Origin of the sequence: Neisseria sp. HMSC064E01 (assembly GCF_001808875.1) — a bacterium.
In the GTDB taxonomy this organism is placed as follows: Bacteria; Pseudomonadota; Gammaproteobacteria; order Burkholderiales; family Neisseriaceae; genus Neisseria; species Neisseria sicca_A.
In genome coordinates, this window is record NZ_KV794935.1 from 1 (window position 1) to 26,451 (window position 26,451).

Annotated in this window: 19 protein-coding genes; 4 read left to right on the forward strand and 15 right to left on the reverse strand. The window is 45.1% G+C overall.

Annotation, left to right across the window (positions count from 1 at the left end):
• Positions 1-306: 306 nt before the first annotated feature.
• Positions 307-1,332 (reverse strand): lipopolysaccharide heptosyltransferase II, encoded by a 1,026-nt coding sequence (waaF, locus tag HMPREF2572_RS06320; RefSeq protein ID WP_070496966.1) that lies wholly within the window; start codon positions 1,330-1,332, stop codon positions 307-309.
• Positions 1,333-1,714: 382 nt separating this feature from the next.
• Between waaF and HMPREF2572_RS06325 the strand changes: the two genes are divergently transcribed.
• On the forward strand, positions 1,715-2,143 hold the full coding sequence (locus tag HMPREF2572_RS06325) for a hypothetical protein (RefSeq protein WP_070496969.1): 429 nt from the start codon (positions 1,715-1,717) through the stop codon (positions 2,141-2,143).
• Between the two features lie 107 nt (positions 2,144-2,250).
• Here the strand turns inward: HMPREF2572_RS06325 and HMPREF2572_RS06330 are convergent, their stop codons facing one another.
• The 4 genes from HMPREF2572_RS06330 to HMPREF2572_RS06345 all read right to left on the reverse strand — a co-directional run bounded on the left by HMPREF2572_RS06330 (position 2,251) and on the right by HMPREF2572_RS06345 (position 5,971).
• Positions 2,251-2,715 carry a low molecular weight protein-tyrosine-phosphatase gene (locus HMPREF2572_RS06330; protein WP_070496972.1) on the reverse strand — a complete coding sequence of 155 codons (465 nt, stop codon included), beginning with the start codon at positions 2,713-2,715 and terminating at the stop codon, positions 2,251-2,253.
• A gap of 7 nt (positions 2,716-2,722) precedes the next feature.
• A complete protein-coding gene (locus HMPREF2572_RS06335; protein WP_070496975.1) occupies positions 2,723-3,823 on the reverse strand; it encodes a conjugal transfer protein in 1,101 nt (366 codons plus the stop codon).
• A 156-nt stretch (positions 3,824-3,979) separates the two neighbouring features.
• Positions 3,980-4,837: an ABC transporter ATP-binding protein gene (locus HMPREF2572_RS06340; protein WP_083294177.1), complete on the reverse strand. Its 858-nt coding sequence runs from the start codon at positions 4,835-4,837 to the stop codon at positions 3,980-3,982.
• 147 nt (positions 4,838-4,984) lie between these two features.
• On the reverse strand, positions 4,985-5,971 hold the full coding sequence (locus tag HMPREF2572_RS06345; RefSeq protein ID WP_070496978.1) for a GlxA family transcriptional regulator: 987 nt from the start codon (positions 5,969-5,971) through the stop codon (positions 4,985-4,987).
• A gap of 97 nt (positions 5,972-6,068) precedes the next feature.
• Here HMPREF2572_RS06345 and HMPREF2572_RS06350 point away from each other — a divergent pair, with 97 nt between their 5' ends.
• Positions 6,069-6,920, forward strand: coding sequence for an MBL fold metallo-hydrolase (locus tag HMPREF2572_RS06350; protein ID WP_003823631.1), 852 nt, complete (start codon positions 6,069-6,071; stop codon positions 6,918-6,920).
• A gap of 205 nt (positions 6,921-7,125) precedes the next feature.
• Here HMPREF2572_RS06350 and HMPREF2572_RS15050 read toward each other — a convergent pair whose 3' ends face one another.
• Positions 7,126-7,359 carry a hypothetical protein gene (locus tag HMPREF2572_RS15050; protein WP_070496981.1) on the reverse strand — a complete coding sequence of 78 codons (234 nt, stop codon included), beginning with the start codon at positions 7,357-7,359 and terminating at the stop codon, positions 7,126-7,128.
• A gap of 238 nt (positions 7,360-7,597) precedes the next feature.
• Here HMPREF2572_RS15050 and HMPREF2572_RS06360 point away from each other — a divergent pair, with 238 nt between their 5' ends.
• Both HMPREF2572_RS06360 and HMPREF2572_RS06365 read left to right on the forward strand, forming a co-directional pair.
• Positions 7,598-8,239 carry a LysR substrate-binding domain-containing protein gene (locus tag HMPREF2572_RS06360; protein ID WP_246827780.1) on the forward strand — a complete coding sequence of 214 codons (642 nt, stop codon included), beginning with the start codon at positions 7,598-7,600 and terminating at the stop codon, positions 8,237-8,239.
• 305 nt (positions 8,240-8,544) lie between these two features.
• A complete protein-coding gene (locus HMPREF2572_RS06365) occupies positions 8,545-11,268 on the forward strand; it encodes an ATP-dependent DNA helicase (protein WP_070496984.1) in 2,724 nt (907 codons plus the stop codon).
• 365 nt (positions 11,269-11,633) lie between these two features.
• Here the strand turns inward: HMPREF2572_RS06365 and tehA are convergent, their stop codons facing one another.
• The 9 genes from tehA to HMPREF2572_RS06410 all read right to left on the reverse strand — a co-directional run bounded on the left by tehA (position 11,634) and on the right by HMPREF2572_RS06410 (position 26,160).
• Positions 11,634-12,575 carry a dicarboxylate transporter/tellurite-resistance protein TehA gene (tehA, locus tag HMPREF2572_RS06370; protein ID WP_070496987.1) on the reverse strand — a complete coding sequence of 314 codons (942 nt, stop codon included), beginning with the start codon at positions 12,573-12,575 and terminating at the stop codon, positions 11,634-11,636.
• 462 nt (positions 12,576-13,037) lie between these two features.
• The gene (locus HMPREF2572_RS06375) at positions 13,038-14,438 is read right to left on the reverse strand and encodes a hypothetical protein (protein WP_070496990.1); all 1,401 of its coding nucleotides are present in this window, start codon (positions 14,436-14,438) and stop codon (positions 13,038-13,040) included.
• The gene (locus tag HMPREF2572_RS06380; RefSeq protein WP_070496995.1) at positions 14,435-19,390 is read right to left on the reverse strand and encodes an AAA domain-containing protein; all 4,956 of its coding nucleotides are present in this window, start codon (positions 19,388-19,390) and stop codon (positions 14,435-14,437) included. The genes HMPREF2572_RS06375 and HMPREF2572_RS06380 overlap by 4 nt, the downstream gene beginning before the upstream one ends.
• 329 nt (positions 19,391-19,719) lie before the next feature.
• Positions 19,720-20,469, reverse strand: coding sequence for a class I SAM-dependent methyltransferase (locus HMPREF2572_RS06385; RefSeq protein WP_070496998.1), 750 nt, complete (start codon positions 20,467-20,469; stop codon positions 19,720-19,722).
• Between the two features lie 220 nt (positions 20,470-20,689).
• The gene (locus HMPREF2572_RS06390; protein WP_003744757.1) at positions 20,690-20,938 is read right to left on the reverse strand and encodes a CsbD family protein; all 249 of its coding nucleotides are present in this window, start codon (positions 20,936-20,938) and stop codon (positions 20,690-20,692) included.
• A gap of 127 nt (positions 20,939-21,065) precedes the next feature.
• Positions 21,066-22,595 (reverse strand): ABC transporter permease/substrate-binding protein, encoded by a 1,530-nt coding sequence (locus tag HMPREF2572_RS06395; protein WP_070497001.1) that lies wholly within the window; start codon positions 22,593-22,595, stop codon positions 21,066-21,068.
• Between the two features lie 112 nt (positions 22,596-22,707).
• Positions 22,708-24,426 carry an arginine--tRNA ligase gene (gene argS / locus HMPREF2572_RS06400; protein WP_070497004.1) on the reverse strand — a complete coding sequence of 573 codons (1,719 nt, stop codon included), beginning with the start codon at positions 24,424-24,426 and terminating at the stop codon, positions 22,708-22,710.
• Positions 24,427-24,568: 142 nt separating this feature from the next.
• Positions 24,569-25,249, reverse strand: coding sequence for an excalibur calcium-binding domain-containing protein (locus tag HMPREF2572_RS06405; RefSeq protein WP_070497007.1), 681 nt, complete (start codon positions 25,247-25,249; stop codon positions 24,569-24,571).
• 173 nt (positions 25,250-25,422) lie between these two features.
• Positions 25,423-26,160 (reverse strand): toxin-antitoxin system YwqK family antitoxin, encoded by a 738-nt coding sequence (locus HMPREF2572_RS06410; RefSeq protein ID WP_070497010.1) that lies wholly within the window; start codon positions 26,158-26,160, stop codon positions 25,423-25,425.
• Between the last annotated feature and the right edge of the window lie 291 nt (positions 26,161-26,451).

The window sequence follows — 26,451 nt, forward strand, 5'->3', positions numbered from 1 at the left end:
AGGGGATTTTGGGGAATTTTGCAAAGGTCTCAGGTCGTCTGAAAACCGGAGTAAGGTTTCAGACGACCTTTTGTTGTATGGCGGCTCTTTTAATGCAGGGCGGTGAAGTGGCAAACCGATAAATGCGGTTTTGTATAGTGGATTAAATTTAAACCAGTACGGCGTTGCCTCGCCTTGCCGTACTATTTGTACTGTCTGCGGCTTCGTCGCCTTGTCCTGATGTACTATCTGCGGCTTCGTCGCCTTGTCCTGATTTAAAGTTAATCCACTATAACGTTTGCGATTCAGGGCTTATAGGCTGATGACTTATTCAGATTCCGTTTGCGCCAATTCTTCCGCCGCTTTTTGAACCATGTCCGGCGTGAGTTTGTTCAGGCAGTCGGTGTGTCCTAACGGGCATTCACGCTTGAAGCAGGGCGAGCATTCGAGGTGCAGGCTGACGATTTTGGCTTTTTGGCTCAAGGGCGGGGTGTGGTCGGGGCTGGACGAGCCGTAGGCGGCGACGAGTTTGCGGTCGAGTGCGGCGGCGAGGTGCATCAGGCCGCTGTCGTTGCAGACGACGGTGTCGGCGCAGGAGAGCAGGTCAATCGCTTCGGAAAGGTTGGTTTTGCCGCAAAGGTTGGTACAGAGGTCGTCTGAAAGGCGGTTGATTTCTTCGGCGATGTCGAAATCTTTTTGCGAGCCGAACAGCCAAACCTGCCAGCCTTGCGCCAGATGGCGGCGGCCGAGTTCGGCGAAATGGCGTGCGGGCCAGCGTTTGGCGGGACCATATTCCGCGCCCGGACAGAAGGCGAGAACGGGTTTGTCGGTGTTTAAGCCGTATTTGGCAAGCGCGGCGGCGCGGCTTTCGGGGGAAATGGTGAAACGCGGGTTATCGGAATGTCCGTTGAAGTCCGCCTGCGTCGGGTAGGCGAGGGCGGTGTAGCGGTCGACCATCAGGGGCAGGGCGGCTTTGTCGAGTTTGCGGATGTCGTTGAGCAGCAGGTAGCGCGATTCGCCGACGTAGCCGGTGCGCTGTTTGATGCCGGTGGCGAAGGCGATGAGGGCGGATTTGAGCGAGCCGGGCAGGACGATAACTTGGTCGTAACCTTGTTTGCCCAGTTCGCGCCCGATGCGCCAGCGTTTTTTCAGCTCCAACGCGCCGTGTCCGAACGGGTTTTCAATAACTCGGTTGATTTCGGGCATACGATCGAACACCGCCATCGACCATTTGGGCGCAAATGCGTCTATGGTGCAGCCGGGATGGAGTTCGTGCAGGCGGCGGTAAAGCGGCTGGGTCATGACGCAGTCGCCAATCCAGCTCGGGGTGATGATAAGGATTTTTTTGGACATGGTGGTAGGGTAGGTTTGTATTGCGCGATATTGTATAGGAAACCAAGGCGCATGGGGTTGGCGAGTGCGGTTTGATGGTGTTGTTGTGCAAAAGACCGAGAGGTCGTCTGAAAAGGCGGGTTGAAATCAGTGGCGTCATGTTGACTGAATAAGGGTTTTGAATAAAAATCGAACCCTTATAGTGGATTAACTTTAAACCAGTACGGCGTTGACTCGCCTTAGCTCAAAGAGAACGATTCTCTAAGGTGCTTAAAGCACCAAGTGAATCGGTTCCGTACTATCTGTACTATCTGCGGCTTCATCGCCTTGTCCTGATTTAAATTTAATCCACTATAATATCAATGGGCTTGAAAGTGCCGCTTTGAGGAGGTTTGGACGTATCGTGTTTTTTCAATTTCAAAACAAGCAACAGCGGATTTTTTCTTTATTGAGCGCGGCTGTTGTGATTGTCATCGTTATGACCTTATGGTCTTATGCTTGGGCGCAGTATTTTGATTTAGGGGCGAATGAACCGAAGGAGGCGCTTGAGATGGCCGGGTTTGGTCTGTTGGTGCAATTTTTTCTATGCCTGCCTTATCTTTATTTCAAGCGATATATTCTTACCACTCTTTTGGTGACATCGATTCTTAATGGCGCCTATCTGTTTTTATATTGGAGCAATTCGACGCCGCTTTGCTGCGGTGATATGGGTCAAGGCTTGATGTCTATGCTGTTTATGTTTGTTTCGGGCGTATATTTCGTTGTCTCCTGTTTGGTGATTATTGCGTGTTTGCATGCTAAAAAGATCAAGAAAATCGGACAGCCTTCATAATCCGGCATAGATAAAGATAGAACAAAAGGTCGTCTGAAACCCAAATTTGAGGTTTCAGACGACCTTTTTTACTGCGTTGCGTTCAGCTTTAAACGCTGTCAACCGATTCAAACCAAACCCAGCTTTTTCAGCAGCGCGATGCTGCCTGCGTCCACAAGTCTGAAGGTTTCGTCAAAGTCGCCGGTGTACCACGGGTCGGGGACGTGGCGGTAGCCGCTTTCGGGGATGAGGTCGGTGAGTTTGAAGATTTTGTCGGGGTGTTTGCCGAACATTTTTTCCAGTTCGGCAAGGTTGTTGTCATCCATGGCGATGATGAAGTCGAATTCATCGAAATCTTCGGAACGCACTTTGCTGCTGGTAAAACCTTGATGGTCGATGCCGTGGGCCGCGAGGATTTTGCGCGTGCCTTGGTGCATGTTTTCGCCATCGTGCCAGCCGGATGTGCCAGCGCTGTCGGTGCGGACGCGGTGGGCTACGCCTGATTCGCGGGCGCGGTGGCGCAGGACGTATTCCGCCATGGGGGAGCGGCAGATGTTGCCGAGGCAGACGAAGAGTACGGAATGGTTTTTCATAGGCGGTTTAGGCGTGTTCGGAGAAGAATGGGTTGTGTCCGTCCAGGGACAGGGATTGCGCGTAGGTCGGCAGATCGGCATTTTCCGGCAAAACGTCGTGCAGGATACGGATATGCTCGACGCGGCATTCCGCCATCAGGTCGAGGAAGTTGTGTTGGATGACGGCGATGTTGTCGGAAGACGAAAGGTTCCACACGAACACTTGCGGGACGACTTCAAACGCGCTGTCGGTCGCGTTGAAGCCAAACAAAATCTGTCCGCCCGCCCTTGCGGCGATGACGACGCCGACGCGCGGACTCTGCATGCGGATGGCGCGGATGGCGTTGGTGGCGAACACGTCCATCGCCATGCGCTGACGGGTGTGGCTGCCGTCGGTCAGGGCTTGGAGCGGGGTGTTCGGGGACAGCGGGTTGGTGAAGAGGGTAACGCCGGCGGCGGCAAGGCTTTCCTGCCAAACCTGCATCAGCGGCAGGCCTGCCTGTTGCAGGTTGACGTCCAATGCGGTTTGCAGGTTTTTGTCGCCGTAGCCCAGCGCGTACACGACATGGACGGACTGCCCTTCGGGACAGATCAGCGGTTTGTCTTCAAAAGTTTGCAGGAATGCGGCGGCGGATTCGCTGTTTTGTTTCGCGTTCCACCACTGTTCGGGTGTGATGCCGCTTAGGTCGTCTGAATGGGCGAGGAAGGGCAGCCATTGGGTGTTTTGCGTTAAGGCGCGCAAGTGGGGATAGTTGGACAGGCAGGCGGTCAGCGCTTCGGTAGGCAGCGTCAGGGGCAGCGATCGCTCCTGTTTGCAGCCAGCGACGATGACGACGGGCAGGGCAAACCATTGGGCTTCGTCGTCGTTTTCGGCGGATAAGACTTGGTTGATGCTCTGCATCAGCGCGTTGTAAGTCTCTACATCGGGCGCCATGGTCATAGCGACGGACAGGTTGACGTAGTAGTTTTGATGAAGCTGGCTGCGGATTTCGGTTTGCAACTGCCCCACAGCAATCTTGCGGGTTGCGGCGGTCGTGCCGTGTGCGAGCAGTGAGGCGTTTATCAGTAAATGGTTTTTAACCGGAGTCTGCGGATAAGGGCGTGTGTCGTGGAGGATGAAGGTATTCATATGGATATAAATCGGTGGTTGTCCGGACAGCTCGGATTATAACAATATCAGGATACGGATTGGGAAAAGGTCGTCTGAAAACGACGCTTCGGCAGCGTTCAAACAAATATCGCAAGCTGCCTCAAACCATTTTGACGTTTTCAGACGACCCTTTTTCTAATCTTTTTTGTTTTCTTCTTTTGCCCAGTGTTCCCTTACCCGCGCTTTGCCGTCTGCGTCCAAACGGCGGTAAAGGTTGATGACTTCCTCGGCGGAGGCGGTGTTTTCCGGCTGTGCCGCGCCGAACAGGGAGCGCACATAATCATCCGCCGGATGGTTTTGAATATCCTGCGGCGTATCGACCTGAACCAGCCTGCCTTGGTGCATCACGCCGATGCGGCAGGCGAGTTTGGCGGCTTCGTTCATGTCGTGGGTAACGAAAACGATGGTGGTGCCGAGTTTTTTGTGAATCAGGGAAACCGTTTCCTGAAGGGAAGCGCGGGCGAGCGGATCGAGGGCGGAAAAGGGTTCGTCCATCAACAAGATGTCGGGTTTGGCGGCGATGGCGCGCAGGATGCCGATGCGTTGCTGTTCGCCGCCCGAGAGTTCGTGCGGATAGCGGTTTAGGTAGGTTTCGGGCGGCATACCGACCAGCTCAAGCAGTTCGTTCGCGCGCGATGTGCGCTTCGGTTTGTCCCAGCCTAAAATGTCGGGCATCAATTCGATGTTCTGCCGCACGGTCATGGTGGGGAACAGGGCGATTTGTTGCAGCACATAGCCGATGCGGTGGCGCAGCCCGCGGATGTCGTAATCTTTGATACGTCTGCCGTTGAAATAAACATCGCCGTTGGTCGGCTCGGTCAGCGCGTTAATCATGCGCAGCGTGGTGGATTTGCCGCTGCCCGAACCGCCCACCAACACGAAAAACTCGCCTTGGTAAATGGTCAGGTTCAGTTCGTTTACAGCGGTGTGGTTGTCGTAGCGTTTGCTGACGTTTTTGAATTCGATTAAGGGAGTATGTTCAGGCTGCATCATAAATATCCTTTGCAATTTCGACAAAGCGGCGTAGCTCATGTTCCGAAAACTTTGGTAGGTCGTCTGAAAAGTGCAGGCTGCTTTTTGGGTTTTCAGACGACCTCCAAAGCAGCCTGCACCTAGGTGTTTTGGATTGACTAACGCGAGCTATCTGCCAAATACTTTCCGCCAGGCATTCGGATTGATTTTAAACTTGGCTTTGAACTGCAAACGTAGGTTTGCCGCGCTGCCGAAGCCGCTTTGTTCGGCGATGCGTTCTATCGGCAAATCCGTATTTTCCAACAAATCCTGCGCCTGCCATAGCCGCTCTGTGGTGAGCCACTCACCGAAATTCATGCCTGTGGCTTGAGAAAAATGGCGGATAAAGGTACGACGGGAAACGGCTAATTTTTTTGCCAAATCGTCCAAGCGGTATGGGGTGGCAAGGTTTTGGCGCAGTTCGTCCAATAAGTGATTGATTTTGTCATCGGCGGTACGACGTTCGACAGGTCGGTGGATAAACTGTGCCTGCCCGCCTTCGCGATGTGGTGCCGCAACCAAGGTACGGGCAAGGTCGTTGGCAACGGTTGCACCGTGGATTTTGCGGATGAGGTAAAGGCAGCAATCCAGCCCGCCCGCCGCACCTGCCGATGTTAAAAAGTTGCCGTCTTCCGCATATAGGCGGTTGGTATCCAGATGAATTTTAGGGAAACGGCGGACAAAGTCGTCTTCGGCAAGCCAGTGGGTGGCGGCGGTTCTGCCGTCTAAAAGTCCTGTGTAGGCAAGAGCGTAAGTGCCGTAACATAGGGCGGTGATATGCGCACCACGTTGTACTGCTTTCTGTAAATGTGCACTCAACTCGGGTGTCGGGGCTTCTTCAATATTGCGCCATCCTGCGATGACGATGATGTCGGCTTCTTCCGTCAAATCCAAGCCACCGTGTACGGGAATGCTTGCGCCCAGTGCCGTGGTAACGTCTTTGCTGTCATCGGAACAGATTTTCAGGTCAAAGAGCGGATTGTCCCGATAGGTCGTCTGAAAAACAGAAAAGGGAATGTTGAAGACAAAATCATTCATGCCCGATTGAGCATATAGCACGATTTTGGGGACAGTTTGATTTTGGCGAAACTCGTTACGCTCGTTTTCAGACGACATTTTGGCACTATCCTTGCGTTTATTGGCAATATTGCCTATTTTAGCCTATACACCTGTTGCTTAAAATACGCTCCATGATTTTTTAAGGAGCAACATCATGAAATCTAAGCAATTTATTCTTGCTACTGTTTTGGGCGCGACAGCCTTTTCCGCTTGGGCAGACGATTCATACCAACATATCCGTAATGCTACCGCCAAAGTCGAATATGCGGGGCAGACGTTTTTGATTGACCCGTTTTTCGCCCCCAAGCATTCCATGAACGGCTTTGCCGGCACGTTCAATAACCAAGCCAAAATGCCGCTGGTCGGGCTGCCGATGAGCGTGAATAAAATTTTGGACGGTGTGGATGCAGTTATCGTTACCCATACTCACGAAGACCATTGGGACGAAACCGCCGCACGTTCCATTCCGAAAAACCTGCCCGTATATGTGCAGCACCAAGCCGACGCGGCAAAAATCCGCAGCCAAGGCTTTACTGATGTACGCGTGTTGAACGGCAGCGCTGTCTTCAACGGCGTAACCATCAGCAAAACCGGCGGCGTACACGGTACAGAAGCCATGTATGCCAACCCGCAGCTAGCCGAAATCTTAGGTGATGCAATGGGTGTGGTATTCCAAAGCAACGGACATAAAACCGCTTATATTATGGGTGATACTGTGTGGACGGCAGATGTAAACAAAGCATTGAACCGCTACAAACCCGATTATCTGATTATGAACACGGGCTACGCGCTGATTTCAGGCATTTCAGACGGCATTATTATGGGGACGGCTGATGTATTAAAAGCCAGCCAAGTCATGCCTAAAGCCAAAATCATCACCGTACACATGGATACCGTGAATCATACCGCCGTCAGCCGCGCCGATATGCGTAAATTTATACGCGGTCAAGGCATTGAAAGCCGCGTGAATGTTCCGGAAGACGGAGAAATCGTAAAACTGGATTGATAAACGGCTCATTATCCTAAAGCAGCCTGCACCTTGTTTTTTAAGTGCAGGCTGCTTTATTTTCACCGCTTTTGTTAAACCGTCCAACCATGCTTGATGGCCGTTTACCATTGGATTTGGCGCGGTTTCTGCCAAGTCTTTGGCAAGTTTGCCAATTTGGCTTTCTTCGGTTAAGACACACACACGCGGTTGTTCCGCAGGTTTTCTAAAGTCCAAGCGTGATACACATCGCTAAAAGCTTAGTCGTTGAACCGTCGCCCACCACGATATTTTTGGCATTGTGATAATAAGTGCCCCATGCTTTGGCATCCGCTAAATAAGGCAGCACATCCGCCACATTTAAGCCTTTTACAATCACTTCATTGGAAACGTAGTTGTCGGTTTCGCCTGGAGTATATTTTTCTGGCCAGATGATTGCAGGTTGTGAATAAGTTTTCATAGTAAAGTCCTCTTTGTTAATGGTTAGTCGCGTTTTGCTATGTGAGTCATTATAGGGTGGGGCTAGATATAAGTGAAATCGCTATTTGAAATATTTGCTATCATGTAAAATGATGTGAAAAGATGGCAGGGAGCTAAAATAAAGTCTCTACAAACACTGGATTTGAATTTGCTGAAAGCCTTTGCGGCTTTGATGGACGAGCAAAGCCGCCGAGCGTTTGGCGATTACGCGGCCTGCAATGAGCGGCGTGTTGGCAAGATTGCGTGACAGTTTTGATGATCCGCTGTTTGTGCGGGTACAGCGGGGCGTTGTGCCGACCAATCAGGCATTAGAACTTGCCCCGCAAGTGAAAAAGGTGCTGAATGAAGTGGAGCAGTTATTACAGCCGCCGCAGTTTGATCCGACAACGGCGGAATTAACCGTACGCATCGCCTGCACCGATTATGCAATGCGTGCCGTGATTGTGCCGTTTCTGGGGTTGCTTAAAATCCAAGCCCCAAAAATTAAAGTGTCGGTACTGGCAATTAACGAAAGCGCCGTGCAAAACCAGCTCGAACAACGGCAAATCGATTTTGCGCTGGTGACACCAGACTTGCAAGCTCAAGATATTCACGCAAAAAATTTATATGACGAGCGTTATATCTGTGCCGTTCGCCACGATCACCCAATAGCCAAAGAATCGCAACTGACCCTTGAGCAGTTTTGCCAGTTAGAACAAGCCTTGATTTCCTATCATGGCGGCAGTTTCAGCGGTGTTACCGACCAAGCCTTGCGAGCGATGGGATTACAAAGAAACGTCAGCCTGTCGGTACAAAATTTTATCGTTTTGCCTGAATTGCTGGCGCAAAGCGATTTCTGGCTATTGTGCCTGAGCGTTTGATTGCCAACGTGCCCAACCTCAAACGGTTTGAACCACCTCTTAAAATTCAAGGCTTTACCAAAACACTGATTTGGCACGAACGGACCCATAAAGATCCTGCGTATCACTGGGTAAGGGAGTTGATTGAAAAGACTTGTGCCGCAAGCGCAGTGTAGGCAACGGGATGGATAGATAACATGTGGGGAAAAGGTTATCTGAAAAATCTTTGCAACAATTATATTGCTCCTTAATTCACTAATTTTCTTAACGTAATTTATTATGATAAAATCAAATTTAATATAATTGCATAACATAAGGAGAAAACTATGCTAAAAATAGATATTGCAATAAAAGAAACTGCTTCCGTTATTTCTAAGAATATTGATAGATTTGATGATTCAGAAAGAGGCTTACTTTCACAAAATATTCTCGCCCAGTTAAGAAACTTAATCGAATATATTGCACAAAAAATATATAGTAATGGTCAGGATATTGATCCTAACAACTATTCAGATAAAAAAGAAGCATGGGAATATATTAAATCACAAGGCAGCTTTGATTTCCTACATAAATTCCATAGCCTATTACAAAAATCCGTATCACACTATACTATAGATGAGAATGGATCTGAAAGGTTAATGCTAAAATATTATGAATACTTACTAAGAATAAAATCATTTTTAAGAAAAAAATATGGGTTAGATATTTTATATAATATAGAAGAGTTTCCTTTAAATTTAGATGAAAAATTAACTGAGTATTATGAAAAAATATCATTAAAAATAAACGCAGACCATATCAATGATACCTATTCTGATTATAATGATAGATATTATATTCAAAAAATAAAACCTTTCTTTGTGAAACAAGAAATATATTATGAAGTTACATTTACTATTGCAAATGATAAAGTAAGTAAATTTGATAGGATTATCGCCTTTACACGCCATGATATACTGGATAATTATGCAGTAAAATTAAGAATAAGAGAAGATTATATTGATATACTAAACAGTAGGATGTCAATTAAAATTATTGATAACTGGGAAGTGTCAATACGTAATTGTGAATTTAAGAATTTCTCAAAAATTTTCAACATGCAATCAGTTCATTCTAACAGTAATGAATATTCTTTAATAATGAAGTATTTAACTTATAATAAGATTGACTTTGTCGATATTGTACGATTATCAGACAATTATTTTTATGATTTTAAAAATCAAATAACTTCACAAGTAAGAACTACTAATTTTATCAATATATTAGAAGTTTGTAGAAACCTTATAAGAAATAATTTAGCAGGAGGAAATGTTATCAGTTATTTGCTGTATAAATTAAATAACAAAGTAATTAAAAGTCAGTTTAATAATGCTTTATGCCATAAGTTATCCAACTTAAATCTTAGCTGGGGGTGTATTCCATTTGATAAAATGCCATTCACGACATCTTTAATAAGTCACAACCCTAAAGTGCATGATTTATTTAATTGTATCAATCCATCGAATCGTGAACATGAGTTCCTAGCAAGATTCATTAAGAATAACGCAGAGAAAAAAGGAATCTTATTTACAAAATTAGAAGAAATATCTGGCTTCTCTAATATTCAAGAATTAATGAAGAAGTATAATTCCAACGTATATCACAAACACACTAATCGTAACTTGGTTGAATATAAAGGATTTATCTATATAAAAGAATATGTAGATAATTGCATTGATATTATCCTGGAAATAAAAAAATATGCAAATGAAAAGATAGAAGGTTATACTAATTCAGTTATTTCTTGGCTAAATGATGGTTCATATAAAATTGATTGTAATGAGAAATTAGAATTACTAAAAAATATGTTTTCTCAATCTAGAGTTGCATTAATCTACGGTGCAGCAGGGACAGGTAAGTCTACAGTTATAAACCATATATCTAACTTTTGGAATGACAAAGAAAAAATATATTTAGCTAATACCAATCCTGCTGTAAACAACTTAAAAAGAAGGGTAACCACTAAAAACAGCTATTTTATGACTGTTTCAAAGTTTCTATCTAAAAGAAATAATCATACATCTTGTGATTTATTGGTTATTGATGAGTGCAGTACTATTAGTAATCAAGATATGGTAAGTATTCTAAGGAAAGTAGATTGTAAGATGCTTGTTTTAGTTGGCGATGTTTTTCAAATTGAATCTATTTTGTTTGGGAATTGGTTTGACATTATTCGTAGATTTGTCAATCAATCTGCAATTTTAGAATTGAAAACACCATATAGAACAACTAATGAAAATTTATTAACAATCTGGAATAGAGTTAGAGAGTTAGATATAGCGATATTAGAACCGATGGTAAAAGAAAACTATTCTGTTAGATTAGATAAATCAGTACTGGATCAGCCAAATGATGATGAAATCATTTTGTGCCTGAATTATGATGGTATTTATGGTATTAATAATATTAATCATTTTTTGCAGAGTAATAATCCAAACCAGCCTGTTTTATGGGGAATACACGATTACAAGGTAAATGATCCTATTTTGTTTAATGAGTCAGAAAGATTTACTCCACTTATTCATAACAACATGAAAGGAAAAATTGTTGATATTAACAAAACAGAAAGTGAAATATTTTTTACTATTGAATTAGATATTAGCATAAATGAAATTGATGCAGATGGATATGATTTTGAACTTTTATCAAATAAAAATAGTAAAAATTCAATAATTAAATTTTCAGTTAAAAAATATCCAGATACCGATGAAGATGATGATTCATTTGATAAATTAGTTCCATTTCAAGTTGCTTATGCTGTATCTATCCATAAATCACAAGGTTTAGAATACAAGTCTGTTAAAATCATTATTACGAATGAATTGGAAGAATTGGTAAGCCATAGTATTTTTTATACGGCTATTACAAGAGCAAAAGAAAATTTGAAAATTTATTGGTCTCCGGAAACAGAAAAGGTCATTCTATCGAGTTTTGAAAAGAGAGATTTTTCTAGAGATATTGGGTTATTAAAGGGGATGATAAATTCCCAAGGCAACAGCAGAGAATTATAGACATCATCTACGAATAAGGTCAGCATGACAGGTTTTTAATACGGCTTTGCTTTATCTTTTCAGTCGAGGCAAGAAATCTGGAATTTGAATGCGGCGGATGAATAAATCGACACTGGTATATATTTGGGCATATTGCTTGCTATGTTTATTTGGCAAGTGGCGAATTGGTGGAGCTTTTCTCTGAACTCCCCCATAAGCAGTGGACAGCGTACGTTTTACCTCCCGCAAAGAAATATAATTCACACCCGTGTAAAGTATAGTCAGTAAGCACAGTCGGATTCTAGAATCCGACTGTGCTTACGCCGTTTTCAGACAACCTAAAACCATGTCCGTTTTATTATAACAGCTCTAAGCCGCACTATTTTTCATTTCACCAACAACCGTCCCTGTCTCGCCAAATTCAAAGTCGCCAGCAACAGCAACATCACCAAGCCGGAGCCTGCGGTAGCGAGGAAATAGCCTAAAAACAGTAAACGCTGTTCGGCAATCAAATGGAAACCGCAGCCCGTCATTGCCGCCAAACCGAATGAGAAACCCCAAAAACTGGGGCTGAAACCCTGTTCCAGCATCCAAGGCAGAAGGCGCAGCAGTAGCAGGAATTGCAGGCAGCCGTAGCCGATTAAAAGCAGCGCGAAGGCATCGATGTGTCCGCCCGATACGGCAAAATAGGTGCCACAGCCGACAAAAGCGGGCGCAAGCTGAATGCCGACAATACCGCGCACAGGGGCGTTGACGGGTGTGCCGGTGCGCAAACGGCTCAATATGGCGGCTTCCAAGCTAAGCCATGAAAATAGCCCTGCGCCCAAAAACAGCCAAGCGTAATCCGACCAACCCAATGCCGCCATCGCGGTCGCGCTGACAAAATTGGTGGCAACGGTGGGCAGGTACACAATCGGCGTGGTGGCATCAAGGGTATGGACGCCGCGCCACAAGCCGCCTGCGCGGTACATGGCAAATGCCAACTGTCCCGACGTTCCCAGCAAAATCAACCCTTTTGCCAGTAGCGTTTGATAGGGTAAGGCTGCCAAACCTGCCAGCATCGTGGTAATCGGAATCGCACTAATGAAACAGCATTGCACCAAATCCTGCAAATCCTGCAAAAATTCGGGGCGGAAAAAACGGATTTTGATGATGTAGGCAATAACCAGCAGCAGCCAAAGCACGAAAGCGGCAGTTAACAGCGTTTCCGCAGCCCAATTCGGTAAAAGCCCGATACGCGCACCGTAACGCCACGACAAACCGAGCGCGAAAAGCCCCAACGGCATGCTGAAATAGCTGAGGGGGACGGGAAATTTTTTGGTGCTCATGACGATGTGTGTTTTAAGGAAAGGCGGTAGTATAGCCGATTCAAATCGGTAAATGCAGCTTGGGTTGAGACATAATAAAGATGCTAAATCTGTCCGGAGTATCGGATCTCAGCATGAGCCGTATTGGGTATTGATATTCTGATGTTTGAGTTTGTAAATGTGTTTTCAGACGACCTGAAGGCAAGCGGAAACAGACGATGAATGTCGCTTGAGCCTTCTTGATTTTCAAGTAGCCTTTTTATCATACATTTCCCGCAACACCTCCGTCAGCCAGTCGAACACCTTTAACACGCGCCCGGAAGTTACTGTGCGTTGCGGGCGGTAGATGTAGAGTTGCCACGGGCGGCGCGGGACTTCGGGGAGGGGTTCTACAAGTTCGCCGTTTTGCAGGTGGATTCGGCGGCGGAGCAGAAGTGTTTTAGGACTTTGAGTTTGTCCATTGTATATATAAAGATTATGCTGCTATGGTTTTAACAAACCAAAGTCTTTTTGTCTTATTTCATCTTCATCTCTATCAGGGAATAGGGCGGAATTTAGATAATTTTTAGCCAATCTTATAATATGATTTATTTTTTTAATATCGGTAGTCATAAACCCGATAGGCAATGTCACAGGATAAGAAGATAGTTTTGCGTGATAACAAACCACAGCAAATTTATCTTCTAGAAATAGAATTTCAGTATTTCCATCTAAAAAACTTTCACAGAATCCGTAAAGTACTTTATCTGATATATCTTTAAAGTGATTTAGCCATTCTTGTTTTTCATGTTGATTTCGTTCGGAAGGCAAAGGTAAGTACAGGTGAAAATCATAGCCATTTTTTTGTTTATCTATTAGATTTTGAATTTTATCATGAATTTTCCGTTGTTTTCCCCAGTAAATATCGCTTGGAGCCAACCAATAGAGTTTTTTAGGTGATTTTTTGTTTAATTTATCTAAAATTTTATTGATTTGTTCGAACAAGGTTTCTTGATGATAAATTTGTCCTAAAAAATACAAGCCATTTTGTTGTTCATGCTCCTGATAAACTTTTAAAAATTCGTTAAAGTCTAATGTTCCGCCGAATAGCACTTTTAAAGTATCGTCATCACTAATTTCTGCCATACTATTACGCAGTTCACGCAAATTATCATGACGATAAAATTTCTCCAGTTGTGCAGTAATGGCTTGCTGAATATTTTCTTGATGAGTAATTATCGGCACATCATTGCGTTCTTTAGCTTGTCCTGTTTCAGGCAATAACTCGAATTGTTGCGTGAAACGGAAATAATCAGGCGTACCTTTGGGTTCAATAACATCAATTTTATATAGTGAAATATCCTTTTCAATTTCACCTACTTCATTTTTAACTTCAACAATTTCATCTTCTATTAGCTGGCGAAAGCGATTTTGAAATGTTTTTTGTGCAATTTCGCTACTTTCTGATAACACCTTTGGTTCGATGACTAACTCAATGGCTTGCTGGCGATTATTATCACAGTCGTTTTTTTTCAGAAAATTACTATCTAATAATTCCATACGATATTCACCACCAAATTCTTTTAAAGTGGGAATATGGGGTGATTCCTGATTGTCTTGAAACAGTCTCTGCCCTTCTGCCGATAATGCAATCAAGCCGTTATCCTGCCAAATAATCCATTTATTGCTCTCCAAATCAGCAAGAGCGACTTCGGTTTCATATTGATTAAAACCAAAGTATTGGGCAATTTGTGCAGGTTTGCACGGTGTTACTTTCAAAAGTCGCAACAAATATTCACGCACAAACGCCACACCTTTATCGCTCATATACGAAAATACGATACGAAAACGCGGAGCTTTAACCACAAAATCTATTTGATTATAAGGTGTTTTTTGTTCACTCATTTTTTGGCTCCGTTTTTTAATATCTTAATTGTGTAATCTTGCGGATTATTTTGCTTTTGTATAAAACGTAAAACTTTTGCCAATGGAGTTTTGCTGTTTTTTGGATGTTCCCACATGGTTTTTGCTCCAACGATAATAAGTTTATCCATAGCTCGAGATAGAGCTACGTTAATACGGTTTGGTAGATGCAAAAAGCCTGTGCTACATACTTTATCATGACGGGTCAACGACAAGATAATCACACGGTTTTCTTTGCCTTGATAACTATCTACACTATCAATTTTAACTAAGCGGCGGAAGTCGTCATTCCAACTGCGCTCATTGAATTTTTTACGAATCAGTTTCTTCTGTTCGCCGTACATGCAAATTACACCAATGGCTTGTTCGTTTTTCTCTAAACATTTTTGTACAGGTTCACTATTCATAAACGTTTCATCGTTTGCCAAGTCTTGTAATATCCCAATAATTACGTCGGCTTCGGCACGGTTGGATAAACTACCACTTTTGCCTTGTTCATGATACGCATTTGGTAATGAAGTTGTATCTAACCATGTTACGCAGGATTTTATCTTTTCAGGTAGCCTGAAATAAATATTAGGCACATCATTGTCAGTTTTACCGTTTTCCAAAACATTTTCATAAAAACATGCTGATACTAAACTGCCAATCGCAGGAGCCATGCGGTATTGTGTTTTGAGTGTGGCGCAAGTTTGCTTTCCATATTCAGATAGGAAAACGCGTTCAAAATCACTGCCTAATGCTTGATCTAATTCCTCACCGCGCTTGGAAATCCCTAATCGGCGGGCAAGTGCGTTTTTATGCTCTTCTGAATACAAAGGCGGTAATTGCTTATGGTCACCTACAAGCAAAATACGCGTACCAGACTGCATGGCAATCGCCAATTCACTGGAAATAGAACGTGCGGCTTCGTCCACAATCACCCAGTCATAAAGATTATCGGCAATTCCGATATGGCGTTGTCCGATACCTACGCAAGTGCCAATCACAAGCTGACGGGAACGAGCCAAAAATTCATCATAATTGGTGCGTTCGTTAGATAGGGCTTCCAGCATATCTTGGGTTAAATCAATCAGTTTACCTGCTTGGATATTTTCAATCGGCTGAATATTATGCTTGTGATCCAATTCACTGATAAATTTTGGCAGAATTTCGTCAATTTCAACCAATTCACGTAGCCCCATTGCTTGAGCTTGTTCTTTAATGCTTTTTTCTAATTTTTTGCGTAAGCGTTTTTCATCTTCATCAACGGTTTGATCTTTTGATGATTTAACAATTTTTTGATAACGACGAACTTGCACGCCAATATCAAACGCTAATTCGGTACGTTTACGCAAATAGTCTTCAGGCAGCCCCATGCTACGTCCAAGCTGGCAGATATTGCCAATCTTGTTCACATTTAACTGAGCTCTTTTTTGCCCGACCAAATTGGGTGAAAACACATCTTCCAATATTTCGGAATCGGCAATTTCGCGATTACTGAACCGCACCAGTTGTAAATCTGTTCCCAAACGCTGACAGTGTTTACGGATACGTTCGGCAGCAGTATTGACTGCTTCATGTGATTGGCTGACCAGTAGAATATTTCGAACCTTTTGCACATCAAATAAATAATGTACAAATGCGGCAATAAATTCTGTTTTCCCTGTTCCCGGCGGACCTTGTAATAAAGATAATGGTCCATTGGCAATCAAACGTTGAAAGGCAATACGTTGTGCTTCATTAAGGCTTACATTTTTTTCAGGCTGATCATAGCGTTTAAATTCTTCATCGCTAACATGAATATCATATTTTTCAGACGGCAAGATGCAATGTTCATCAAAATAATGCACTAGATTTTTCACCGCACTTTCACCGTCTAAAATACGTTGTAATGCGTTTTTTCGACGGGTATAAGAAGCCTTGTTCTGTTTACTTTGCAAATAAATAGGCGTATCTGCTTGAATATTATTTGCAGAATTGGTCAAACCTTTGGACTTGATGTGTAATTCATTCAATTGACTTTTAGCAATATTTACCACACCATATTTAAAGGTTTTTTCTCCATCTTCACTTTTCCCAATAGCTTCAACAACTTCATCCCGTTTGAATTGATCTAACGGATTGATTTCACCATCATAGGGAATATAACAGTCTCCATTTTCTGTTTTTTGCAAGGCTTCACTGGCAGTAATAGAAGGTAAAGCTTCAGTTTCAGTATCTAAAATTGCCTGCCAAAGTTTTTGAATACTAGGGCGTTGTTCGATAAACGGTACTGCAATTTCAGCATCAACAATTTCAGTTTCCAAGACTTCAAATTCTTCAATATGTTCTTCTTCGGGTTGCTTGGAAATATGTTTAGTAATGAATTGGTTGATGGTGTGGATAAACTGCTCGTTAGTTTTTAGTGAATGATTTAATGTAGTCATTTCACTATAAGAACCATAAGTGATATTTAAGCCTAGCGTTAGGCTCATTACACTATTATCTTTATCTCGCTTACTGATGTAATCACGGTTGATTGGAGCCAATGCATGAGTAAATTGCTTATCTTTTACTGAATAAAATGCTTTTAATACACCGCCCAAACCGATAAATTGCACCAGCACATCACCTTGCTTGCTCTTTTCAAATTGAACAAACAATTCACCATTTTCAGGATAAATCGCAATCGGTGGAAAAGACTCGCGCCCACTCACTGTAATGTCAATCATCAGTGTAGACGGTTTGGGATTGAGTGCTTCTTTGAAACGAGCCAATGAAATAAACGCAGTTTGGCTGTCTGAATACTCTTGCTGTATCACTTCAGCAACTTCAGCAAAACTTTCAGACGACCTATTCCATTCAACGCCCAATAATTCACACGCCATTTTCATCACGGCAAAATTATCGCGTTGTTTCTCTGTTGGATAGTCAAATTCCGGCGAATATTCGGTATTGAACTGACTTTTCCCGTTTGGAGAGAAATCCAATATATCTAGAATATGTAGCTGAGCAGAGTCATCATCGGTCGTTACTAATACATTGTCAGGTTTCAAATCGCCATGTGTGAAACCTAGACTGTGTAAATGTTCAATATTTTGAATAAATTGATGAATAAGAACCTGTTTTTGCTCATCCGACAAATCAAGTTTGCAAATATCTTGCCAACTATGCCCGTCAATAAAATCACTTGCTGCAAAAAGGCAGCCTGATTTCTTGGCAATACCAAATTCTCTGATTTTCGGTAAATAATCAGGCGACAAATTTGCCAGTTTCGCCATATTTTCCAGCCAGTTCAAAACTACTCTGGCTTTTGAGCTATCAGTTTGCGGGTCTGCATTCAGCCATGCTTTAACCAACAAACCATTGGAACAGTAAACTTCTTTCTCACTGGTTTCTACAATAAAATCATCATCTTCACGATAGGCACGGGAATGGTTGATGTCATGTGTGAACGGCTCTAATTTTGTAAAATCAAAAGAAAAATCTACCGCCTGCTCAGGTTTGGCTTGATTAAATTTATCTAAAAAATCCACCGCACTTTTAAAAGGTATATCAGACAATGCCTCACGCAAAATTTCAGCATACCATGCTGTTTCATCCGCTAATTTATTTTTCATTTCATCAAGACTGACCGGTGAAATGCGTTTTGCCTGAATGATATGCCATGCCAAAACAGCCAAAGAACGTACGTCATATTGGTATGGTGTGAGTTTGATGCCGTCTGAAAGTGGAAAATGAGATTTTGCCAAATCGCCGGAGACTTCCAAAATCTCACGAATGTCGCCAACCGTTTCCTCAGATGAAAAATAGGCGGTTGCAAACCCCGATAGCGTAATTTTGTCATCTGCTGACAGCCAAATGCTGTGATTACCCAAATCACGATGGGCAATATCGACTTTGTGTAACTGGGCAAATTTATCCAACAATAATTGTACTAATCCCAAACGGCGTTCAGTGCTTAAATTTTCACCATTGTATCCGCCGACAAATTGGTCAAAACGTTTTTGTTGTGGAAACAGCTCAAATAAATCAATATGTTCCGCAGTGATTTCACCTTTTTGCGGGGTAGATTTGTAATTCAAGCAAGCGTGATACAAGTCTTTATTTTGTAATTTAATATGGTTCAATACATCGTATTCACGGCTGACTAGGCGATAACGCCCGTCAGGTGTTTGAGCTTCAGAGCGGTTGATTTTAGTGAAATCCCAACGGCGCAATAAGGCTTGGTCTTGGTGCTTTTTATTTTCGGTTTGAGCTAGATATTCTTGATAAATATGTTTTGGGTGGGAAAAAATAGAGTTATCTTCTGCATAATATCCGCCAATGCTGATACTTTTAGGTTTAATGGTATTACTGCCGAAGATTTTTTTATCAAATAATTCAAAATCCTGATTTAACGTTTTGCTCTTAGAATGTGGACTGAAACGAGCATCAAATTGTTCTTCGTCTTTTAATTGCAAAAAATCAGTCAATGTTATAATGTGTAGTTTTTCATTGTCTGGTAGCTGGCTAAAATCTGTATTACTTGTCATTACAACTAAAAAATGAACCTGCGGACGAAATCCTTTATTGGTAAATTGTTGTTTAAATTTATCCAATTTCTTTTCTAGCATATGTTGTTTGTTTCGCGTAATAGAAACGGGCGAACGACCCATATCTTTATTGTTTAAATACCATCTATCTTGACAAGAAGTAATCGTTCCATTCCAATGTTTCAACTCAATAATCAACACATTGCAATGGGTAACAATAACCAAATCAAATTCACCTTCTTTACGTTCTTTTATATCCGCGAAGCGAAAACCCGAGTATCCTTTCCAAGGGAAAATGGATTTGAGGGATTTTAATGTGTCAAATCCCTGTCCTTTTACTTTCTTGTTATTTTCAGAAGCTTGAAAAGCCTGTTTGATTTTTTCAATGGCCTCAACCTCATGTTGAGTTAAACCGCCGCCCCAATCTTGTATTTCCATCACATTGACCTTCTGGTTATATTCATTGATTTAATTTAATTAAAATGGTTACTCTGTCATTGTAACAAATTTTTATTTTGAAATAGTATTAAAAGTGAATATTGCTAATTTTTAAAATAGTTTTTACCCCCCTCCCAATCTTCCACTGTCAGTTCTCCAATCCATTCAAATCTCTGGGCAGCAAAAACAAAGAGCTGTACATCGTGCCAAGTGCGAACCACGGATTTGTATGACAACACCAGTGGTAAGATTCCATTTGATAAGTTTGAGCAGTTCTTTAAGGCGAATCTGCATTAAGATCGTCTGAAAAAGCAAACGCAGCGGCTGTTTTAGGCAGGTTTGCGGAAGGTGATGCAGTAAAAGCGGTTGTCCCAAAGCAGCCGCGTTTTCTTTTCCTGTACGGTTTCGGGAATGCAGTTTTCGATTTGTGTTAGGTCGAAATCGGTGTCTTGGAAGTAGTTCCGCGTGAACAGGCTTTTTTTGTATTGTTGTTGGATGAAGTCGGTGGTTTCGTCTGCGATCATGATTTTGGTGCCGGGCTTGGCGACGCGCAGCATTTCGTTGATGGCTTTTTGTTTGTCGCTGAAAAAATTGATGCCGCCCACATGGAATACGACGTCGAATATATTGTCGGCAAAGGGTAAATCTTCGGCGTTGCAGTGTACCAAATCCAAGCCTGCCGCTTTTTTCCGCCATACGTTGCGGCAGCGTTCCAACATGCCGAGCGACAGGTCGGCACCGGTCAAATCCAGCGCGGCGGGGTCGATGTCGGCGTGCAGGTGGTTCAAATCGACGCCTGTGCCGATGGAGACGTAGAGCGCGGTGCAATCCTGCCGCCATTCCAGTTCGCCCATCAGGCTGCGCCGCATTTCGTTGATACTGTTGCCGTATCTGAGGCGGGCTATCCAGCGTTCGCCGAAGTCGTACCAACGGGCGAGGCGGTTGTACATGTTCATGTATTTGGCGTTGTCGCCCGTTACGTTGTCGGAGTCGAGGCACAACAAGATGCCGTCTTGTTCGGGCGGAAGCTGATTTTGCAGGGCGGGTTTAAGCTTTTGGATGAGCTTGGCGGAAGGCATGGTGCTTCTCCTGTCGATGATTAAACGATGCGTATCTCGAGTCGGTTTCGGCAAAACCGTTAAAGCATTGGATTCATCTATCCAACTTATCCGGCGGGGTCGTCTGAAAGTTTGATGGGATGGGGAACAGGCGATTTTGGGTGGTTGCGCTGCCTGAAATAAAGGCCGTCTGAAATCGTGTTTCAGACGGCCTTTTGACATGGTCTAAGACAAGGATGGATTAGAACTTGCTTTTGATGTTGTCAATCAGGTTTTCGGCTTTTTCTTTTGCCTCGTCAACCAGATGTTCTGCTTCTTCTTTGCCTTTTTTCAATACGTCGCTGGCTTTTTCCTCAATGTCGGCGGCAACTTCTTTGACTTTGCCGATGCCTTGTTGGATCACGCCTTCTGCTTGGAGTTTGGGATCGTCTAAGAGTTCTCCGGCTTTCTCTTTTACATTACCGCTGATTTGGTCTAATTTACCGCTCATAGCTTATTTCCTTGATGTTTGTGTTGATCGAGAATCCACTATAGTCTAATCGGTGGCTTGTTGCAACTTGGAGGTCGTCTGAAAATCTGTTTCAACAAAATGAAAACCGTTTTTCAGACGACCTGAATCATTTGCCCTTATCGTTTATTAAACCGTTTTTTTGTAAATAATCCCGCGCCACGTCTGCCGGTTTTTCTCCGCCCACTTTCACGCGGTAGTTCATTTCAGTCATTTCGGCTTCGCTGATTTTGCCTGCCAGTTTGTTTAATGTGTTCACGACGTCGGGATGCTGTTCGGCAAACTCAGTTTTCATCAGCGGCGCGCCTTGGTAGGAGGGGAAAAGGGCGATGTCGTCTGAAAGGACGGCGAGGCGGTATTGTTTGAGGTCGCTGTCGGTGGAATAGGCTTCGACGAGGTCGATTTTGCCGTTTAGCAGGGCGGTGTAGCGCAGGGCGGGTTCGAGCGTCGAGAGGTGGCGAAACTGTATGCCGTGTTGTTGCAAACCTTTGTAGCCGTCGGCGCGGTCGGTAAATTCGAGGGTAAATCCGGCGCGGATTTGGTTTTGCACGCGTTTGAGGTCGGAGATTTTGTGCAGGTCGTGCGCAGCGGCGTAGTCTTGGCTGACGGCGAGGGCGTAGGTGTTTTGGTATGCCATCGGCGGCAGAAAGGTCAGCCGGTGCTGTCGGACGAGCAGGTCTTTGGCAGTTTGGTAAGTCTGTTCGGGCGAAAGGCGGCGGTTTTGCTGTTCGGCAGGGACTTTGACCAGACTTTCAAGGACGGTGCCGGTAAATTCGGGATAGATGTCGATTTCGCCGCTGTTTAAGGCATTAAACAGAAATGAAGTTTTGCCGAAATTGGGTTTGAGCGCCACTTGCGCGCGCGGATTATTTTCTTCAATCAACTGTTTGTACATATTGATGAGGATGTCGGGTTCGCTGCCGAGTTTGCCTGCGATGGTGATTTTTTGTGCGGATGGGTTCGTTTGAAAAATCGGTGCCAAACCGATGGCGATAAGGATGGCAAGTAGGGCGGCGGTAATCGGTAGTTTGCGTTTGGACTTTTGCAGTATGCCGATGCCGCCGCTGACCAGTACGGCGAGCAGGGCGGACAGCAACGCGCCGGTAAACGTCATTGCCATGTTGTTGCGGTCGATGCCGAGCAAAATCAGGTTGCCCAAGCCGCCCGCGCCGATGAGCGCGGCGAGTGTCGCCGTGCCGATAATCAATACGGACGCGGTGCGGATGCCGGAAATCATGGCGGGCAGCGCCATCGGCAATTCAATGCGCCACAACGCCTGCCAACGGGACAAGCCGAACGCGGTGTGCGCTTCTTTGATGGCGGGATCGATTTGGCTCAACCCGAGATAGGTGTTCTGAAAAATCGGCAAAAGGGCGTAGAGCGTCAGCGCGATCAAAACCGGCGGCGAACCGATGCCGACAAAGGGAATCAGCAAGCCGAGTAGGGCGAGGGACGGAATGGTTTGCAGGATATTGGTTACTTGTAAAACACCTTCCGCCCAACGCCGTTTGTCTGCCAGCCATACGGCGAGCGGCACGGCAAGTGCGACGGCGCAAAGCAGGGCAATCAGGGAGAGGCGAAGGTGTTCAAGCGTCGCCTGCCACAGTTCGGCAGGCGGGACGGGAAGGAAATCGGGCATAAAGAATTGTCGGAATTGAAAATATTTCCGACAGTATAGCCTAAGGGGCAAAGAAGATAAAAAGGTCGTCTGAAAATCTGTTTTCAGACGACCTTTGCTTATGGGGAATGCCTTACATCACATCCAACACATCAATGCCCAGCAAGTCCAAGCCTCGTTTCAGCGTGTTGCCGGTGAGCTTCGCCAGTTGCAGGCGGCTGTTGCGGGTTGCGCCTTCGGCTTTGAGTATCGGGCAGGCTTCGTAGAAGCGGCTGAACAGGGTGGCGGTTTGGTAGAGGTAGGCGGCGAGGTAGTGCGGATACGCCGTGTCCGCCACGCTTTGCAGTACGTCTTCGAATTTCAGCAGCTCGGCGGCAAGCTGTTTTTCCAGCGGTTCGGTCAAAACGGTTGGCGCGGTTGCGTCCCATTCACCGGCTTTGCGGAACACGCTTTGCACGCGGGTGTAGGCGTATTGCAGGTAGGGGGCGGTGTTGCCTTCAAACGAGAGCATGGCGTCCCAGTCGAACACATAATCGCTGGTGCGGTTTTTGCTCAAATCGGCGTATTTGACTGCGCCGATACCGACGGTTTTGCTGATTTTAGCGGCTTCGTCCGCACCTAATTCGGGATTTTTTTCTTTCACCAAAGCAGTGGCGCGCTCGACGGCTTCGGTCAGCAGGTCAACCAATTTTACGGTGTCGCCGCTGCGCGTTTTGAACGGTTTGCCGTCTTTGCCCATCATGGTGCCGAAGCCGATAAACTCGGCTTTTGCATCTTCAGGCAGATAGCCTGCTTTGCGGGAAGTGGTGAAAAGTTGTTCGAAGTGCAGGGCTTGGCGGTGGTCGACGACGTACAGCAGGCGGTCGGCTTTCAGACGGCCTATGCGGTAGCGCAGGCATGCCAAATCGGTGGAGGCGTAGAGGAAGCCGCCGCCTTGTTTTTGCACGATAAATGCGGCGGGTTCGCCTGCTTTGTTTTTAAACTCGTCCAAGAACACGACTTTCGCTCCGTCGTCTTCGACCGCCAGACCTTTTTGAACCAAATCATCGACCACGGGCTGCAAATCGTCGTTGTATTTCGATTCGCCCGCCACGTCTTCGGGGCGCAGCTTCAAGCCCAGCGTGTCGTAAACGGCTTGGGCGTGCGAGAGCGAAATATCGACAAACTGTTTCCACAACGCCAACACGGTTTCATCGCCGCCTTGCAGCTTCACAACGTATTCGCGCGCGGTATCGGCAAAAGCGGCATCTTCGTCAAAGCGCACTTTGGCGGCGCGGTAAAACTGCTCCAAATCCGCCAACTCAAACGCGGCATTGTCTTTTTGCTGTTCAACCAAATAAGCGACCAACATGCCGAACTGCGTACCCCAGTCGCCGACGTGGTTTTGGCGGATGACGGTGTTGCCCATAAATTCCAACACGCGCGAAATGCTGTCGCCGATGATGCTGGAACGCAGATGGCCGACGTGCATTTCCTTCGCCAGATTGGGTGAGGAATAGTCGATGACGACGGTTTGCGGTTTGTCAGTTTTTGCCACGCCGAAACGCGCGTCGTTTAAAGCCGCATGAATGTTTTGGGCGAGAAATTCGGGGCGCAGGCGCAGGTTGATGAAGCCCGGGCCGGCCACTTCCGCGCTTTCAATCACGGCATTGCCCGCCAATGCTTCGGCAACCTTTTGCGCCAACTCGCGCGGATTTTGTTTGGCTTTTTTCGCCGCACCCATCACGCCGTTGATTTGGAAATCGCCGTGTTCGGCATTTTTGGTCGGCTGCAAGACAACGGGGCTGTCGGTGATGCCTGCGGCGGCAAAGGCGGTGGCGGCTTCGCGTTCGACGGTTTGATGTAGGTTCATGAAGTTCGGTCTCTCGGTTAAATTCAAATCAGGCGGTATTTTAAAAGAATTTGGGGTGTTGAAACAGGGTTAAGGTGAAAGGTCGTCTGAAAACCTTGGATTTGGGTTTTCAGACGACCTTTTGTACAGGAAAAAAGAGAGATTAATGCCAACGGCTGTCGTTTTCACATGGAATACCATCATGATCGCCGTCCATTTTGGTATTCGGACAGAATTTAACGAAGAATTCTGCCTCGCTTAAGGAAGTCATTTGAGAACAATATTGACGACCATCGCATTTGAATTCGCTTTTTGATGTTGAAGAGACAGTGGAGTGATCAGATTTTTGAGTATTCGTAGATTTATGTTTAGCATTTGTGCGACCACGACTGTTTACCGCATCCAGCCATGCCTTGCGTTCGGCATTCATCTTTGCTGAAACTTCTTCCACCATCGTCTCCGGCGGCATGGCAGCTGCCGCTTTCGCTTGTTGCTGGTATTTCTGCCAATAATCCCAGCCAAACCATCCGCTGGCGGCAAGCAGGGCGATGATAGGGATAAGCAGCAAGAGTTTGGAGAAGGCTTTTTTATACGGCTCAGGCTCAGGGGCGAAAAAGTCGAATTCATCGACGCAGTCAAGGGAGAAGCAGATATTTTCAGCTTCGTCGCGTCCGCGCCTGCCTTTAACGATGTCAAACGATACGCGCTGACCTTCGGCAGGTGGACGCGTCAGTGTAGTAAAGGCGGAAAGCGGGGCGAATACTTCAGTTCCCATGCTTTCTTCGCGGATAGCCCCAAATTGGCGGTTGTCATTCCAGCGTGTAATCGTACCGTAATAGCGCATAGTTTTATGTAATTTGAATAGTTGTTGTTTGGGTTGTATTTTAAACGAAATCTGTAAAGGAACAAGGGGAGCGGTTGATATTTAAATGTAAATTCTGCAGCGTTGGGAATGGTCGGTTTCAGACGACCTTACTGTTTAAACAAAAAAAGGAAACGTATCGTTTCCCTTTTTTGTTAGTCAATCACATAACCTTCTTTGTCCCAGTTGGTTTTTTTCACCACTTGGTCGTTGGCGTAAACCGTCTCGGATTTTTTAGAACCGTCGTCATACCATTCTAAAACAACGCCGTTTCGTTTGCCGTTGGTAATGGTAATTTCAGAAAGGGCGCGGCCGTTTTCGTCCCAACTCGTGATTTCGGTCGGCTTGTCGTTGACCATGGTCATTTCGGTTTTCGGTGTGCCGTTGGGATACCATTGCTTCCAGTAGCCGTTTGCCTTGTCGTGTTTGAACTGGATTTCGCTTTCTTTCGTGCCGTTGCGGTAATAGCGCGAGCCGACGCCTTCGCTCAAGCCGTTCAGATATGGCATGACTGCCGATTTTTTACCGTTGGGATACCAGTTGGTCCATTCGCCGTTCGGTTTGCCGTTGCGGTAGCTGCCGACCATTTTCTTTTGCCCGTTGAAATGCCAGAGTGTCAAAGTACCGTTGTTGAGGACGGGAACGAAGGTTTTGATCTGCGCCGCCGGTATTTCATACGGGTCGGAATATTTTTTCATGGACGGATAGTAAAAGTCCTGCACTTGCGCTACGCCGGATTCGACGGTGTATTGGCGGACGTAAGCTACCGATGACATTGTGGCGGTAATTTTGCCGTTTTGATTGAAATAAACGGAGTGGGTTTGTGCCGAAGCTTGAAGCGACGCGCCAAGCAGGATGCAGGCGGTCAGGCTGTTTGTCCAAAAGTGGTTCATTGTCTGGTTGTTCCGATGTGGCGGAGATGTAAATAATAGGTATTTAGTTGAGTCGTCAAGTCGATAATATTTGAATAAAGCATATTCCGGCTGTTATTCGTCATTATAATCCATCAGGTCATGCGGGTTAAATATAATATTTTTATGAATGCTTATTGAAATACAGACAATAAATATAAGAAATGGTTCCGATTGGAATATTGAATTTGTGTATAGGGAGGTCGTCTGAAAACAGATTAAACGGATATGTTCAACGTTAATAATATAGTGGATTAACTTTAAACCAGTACG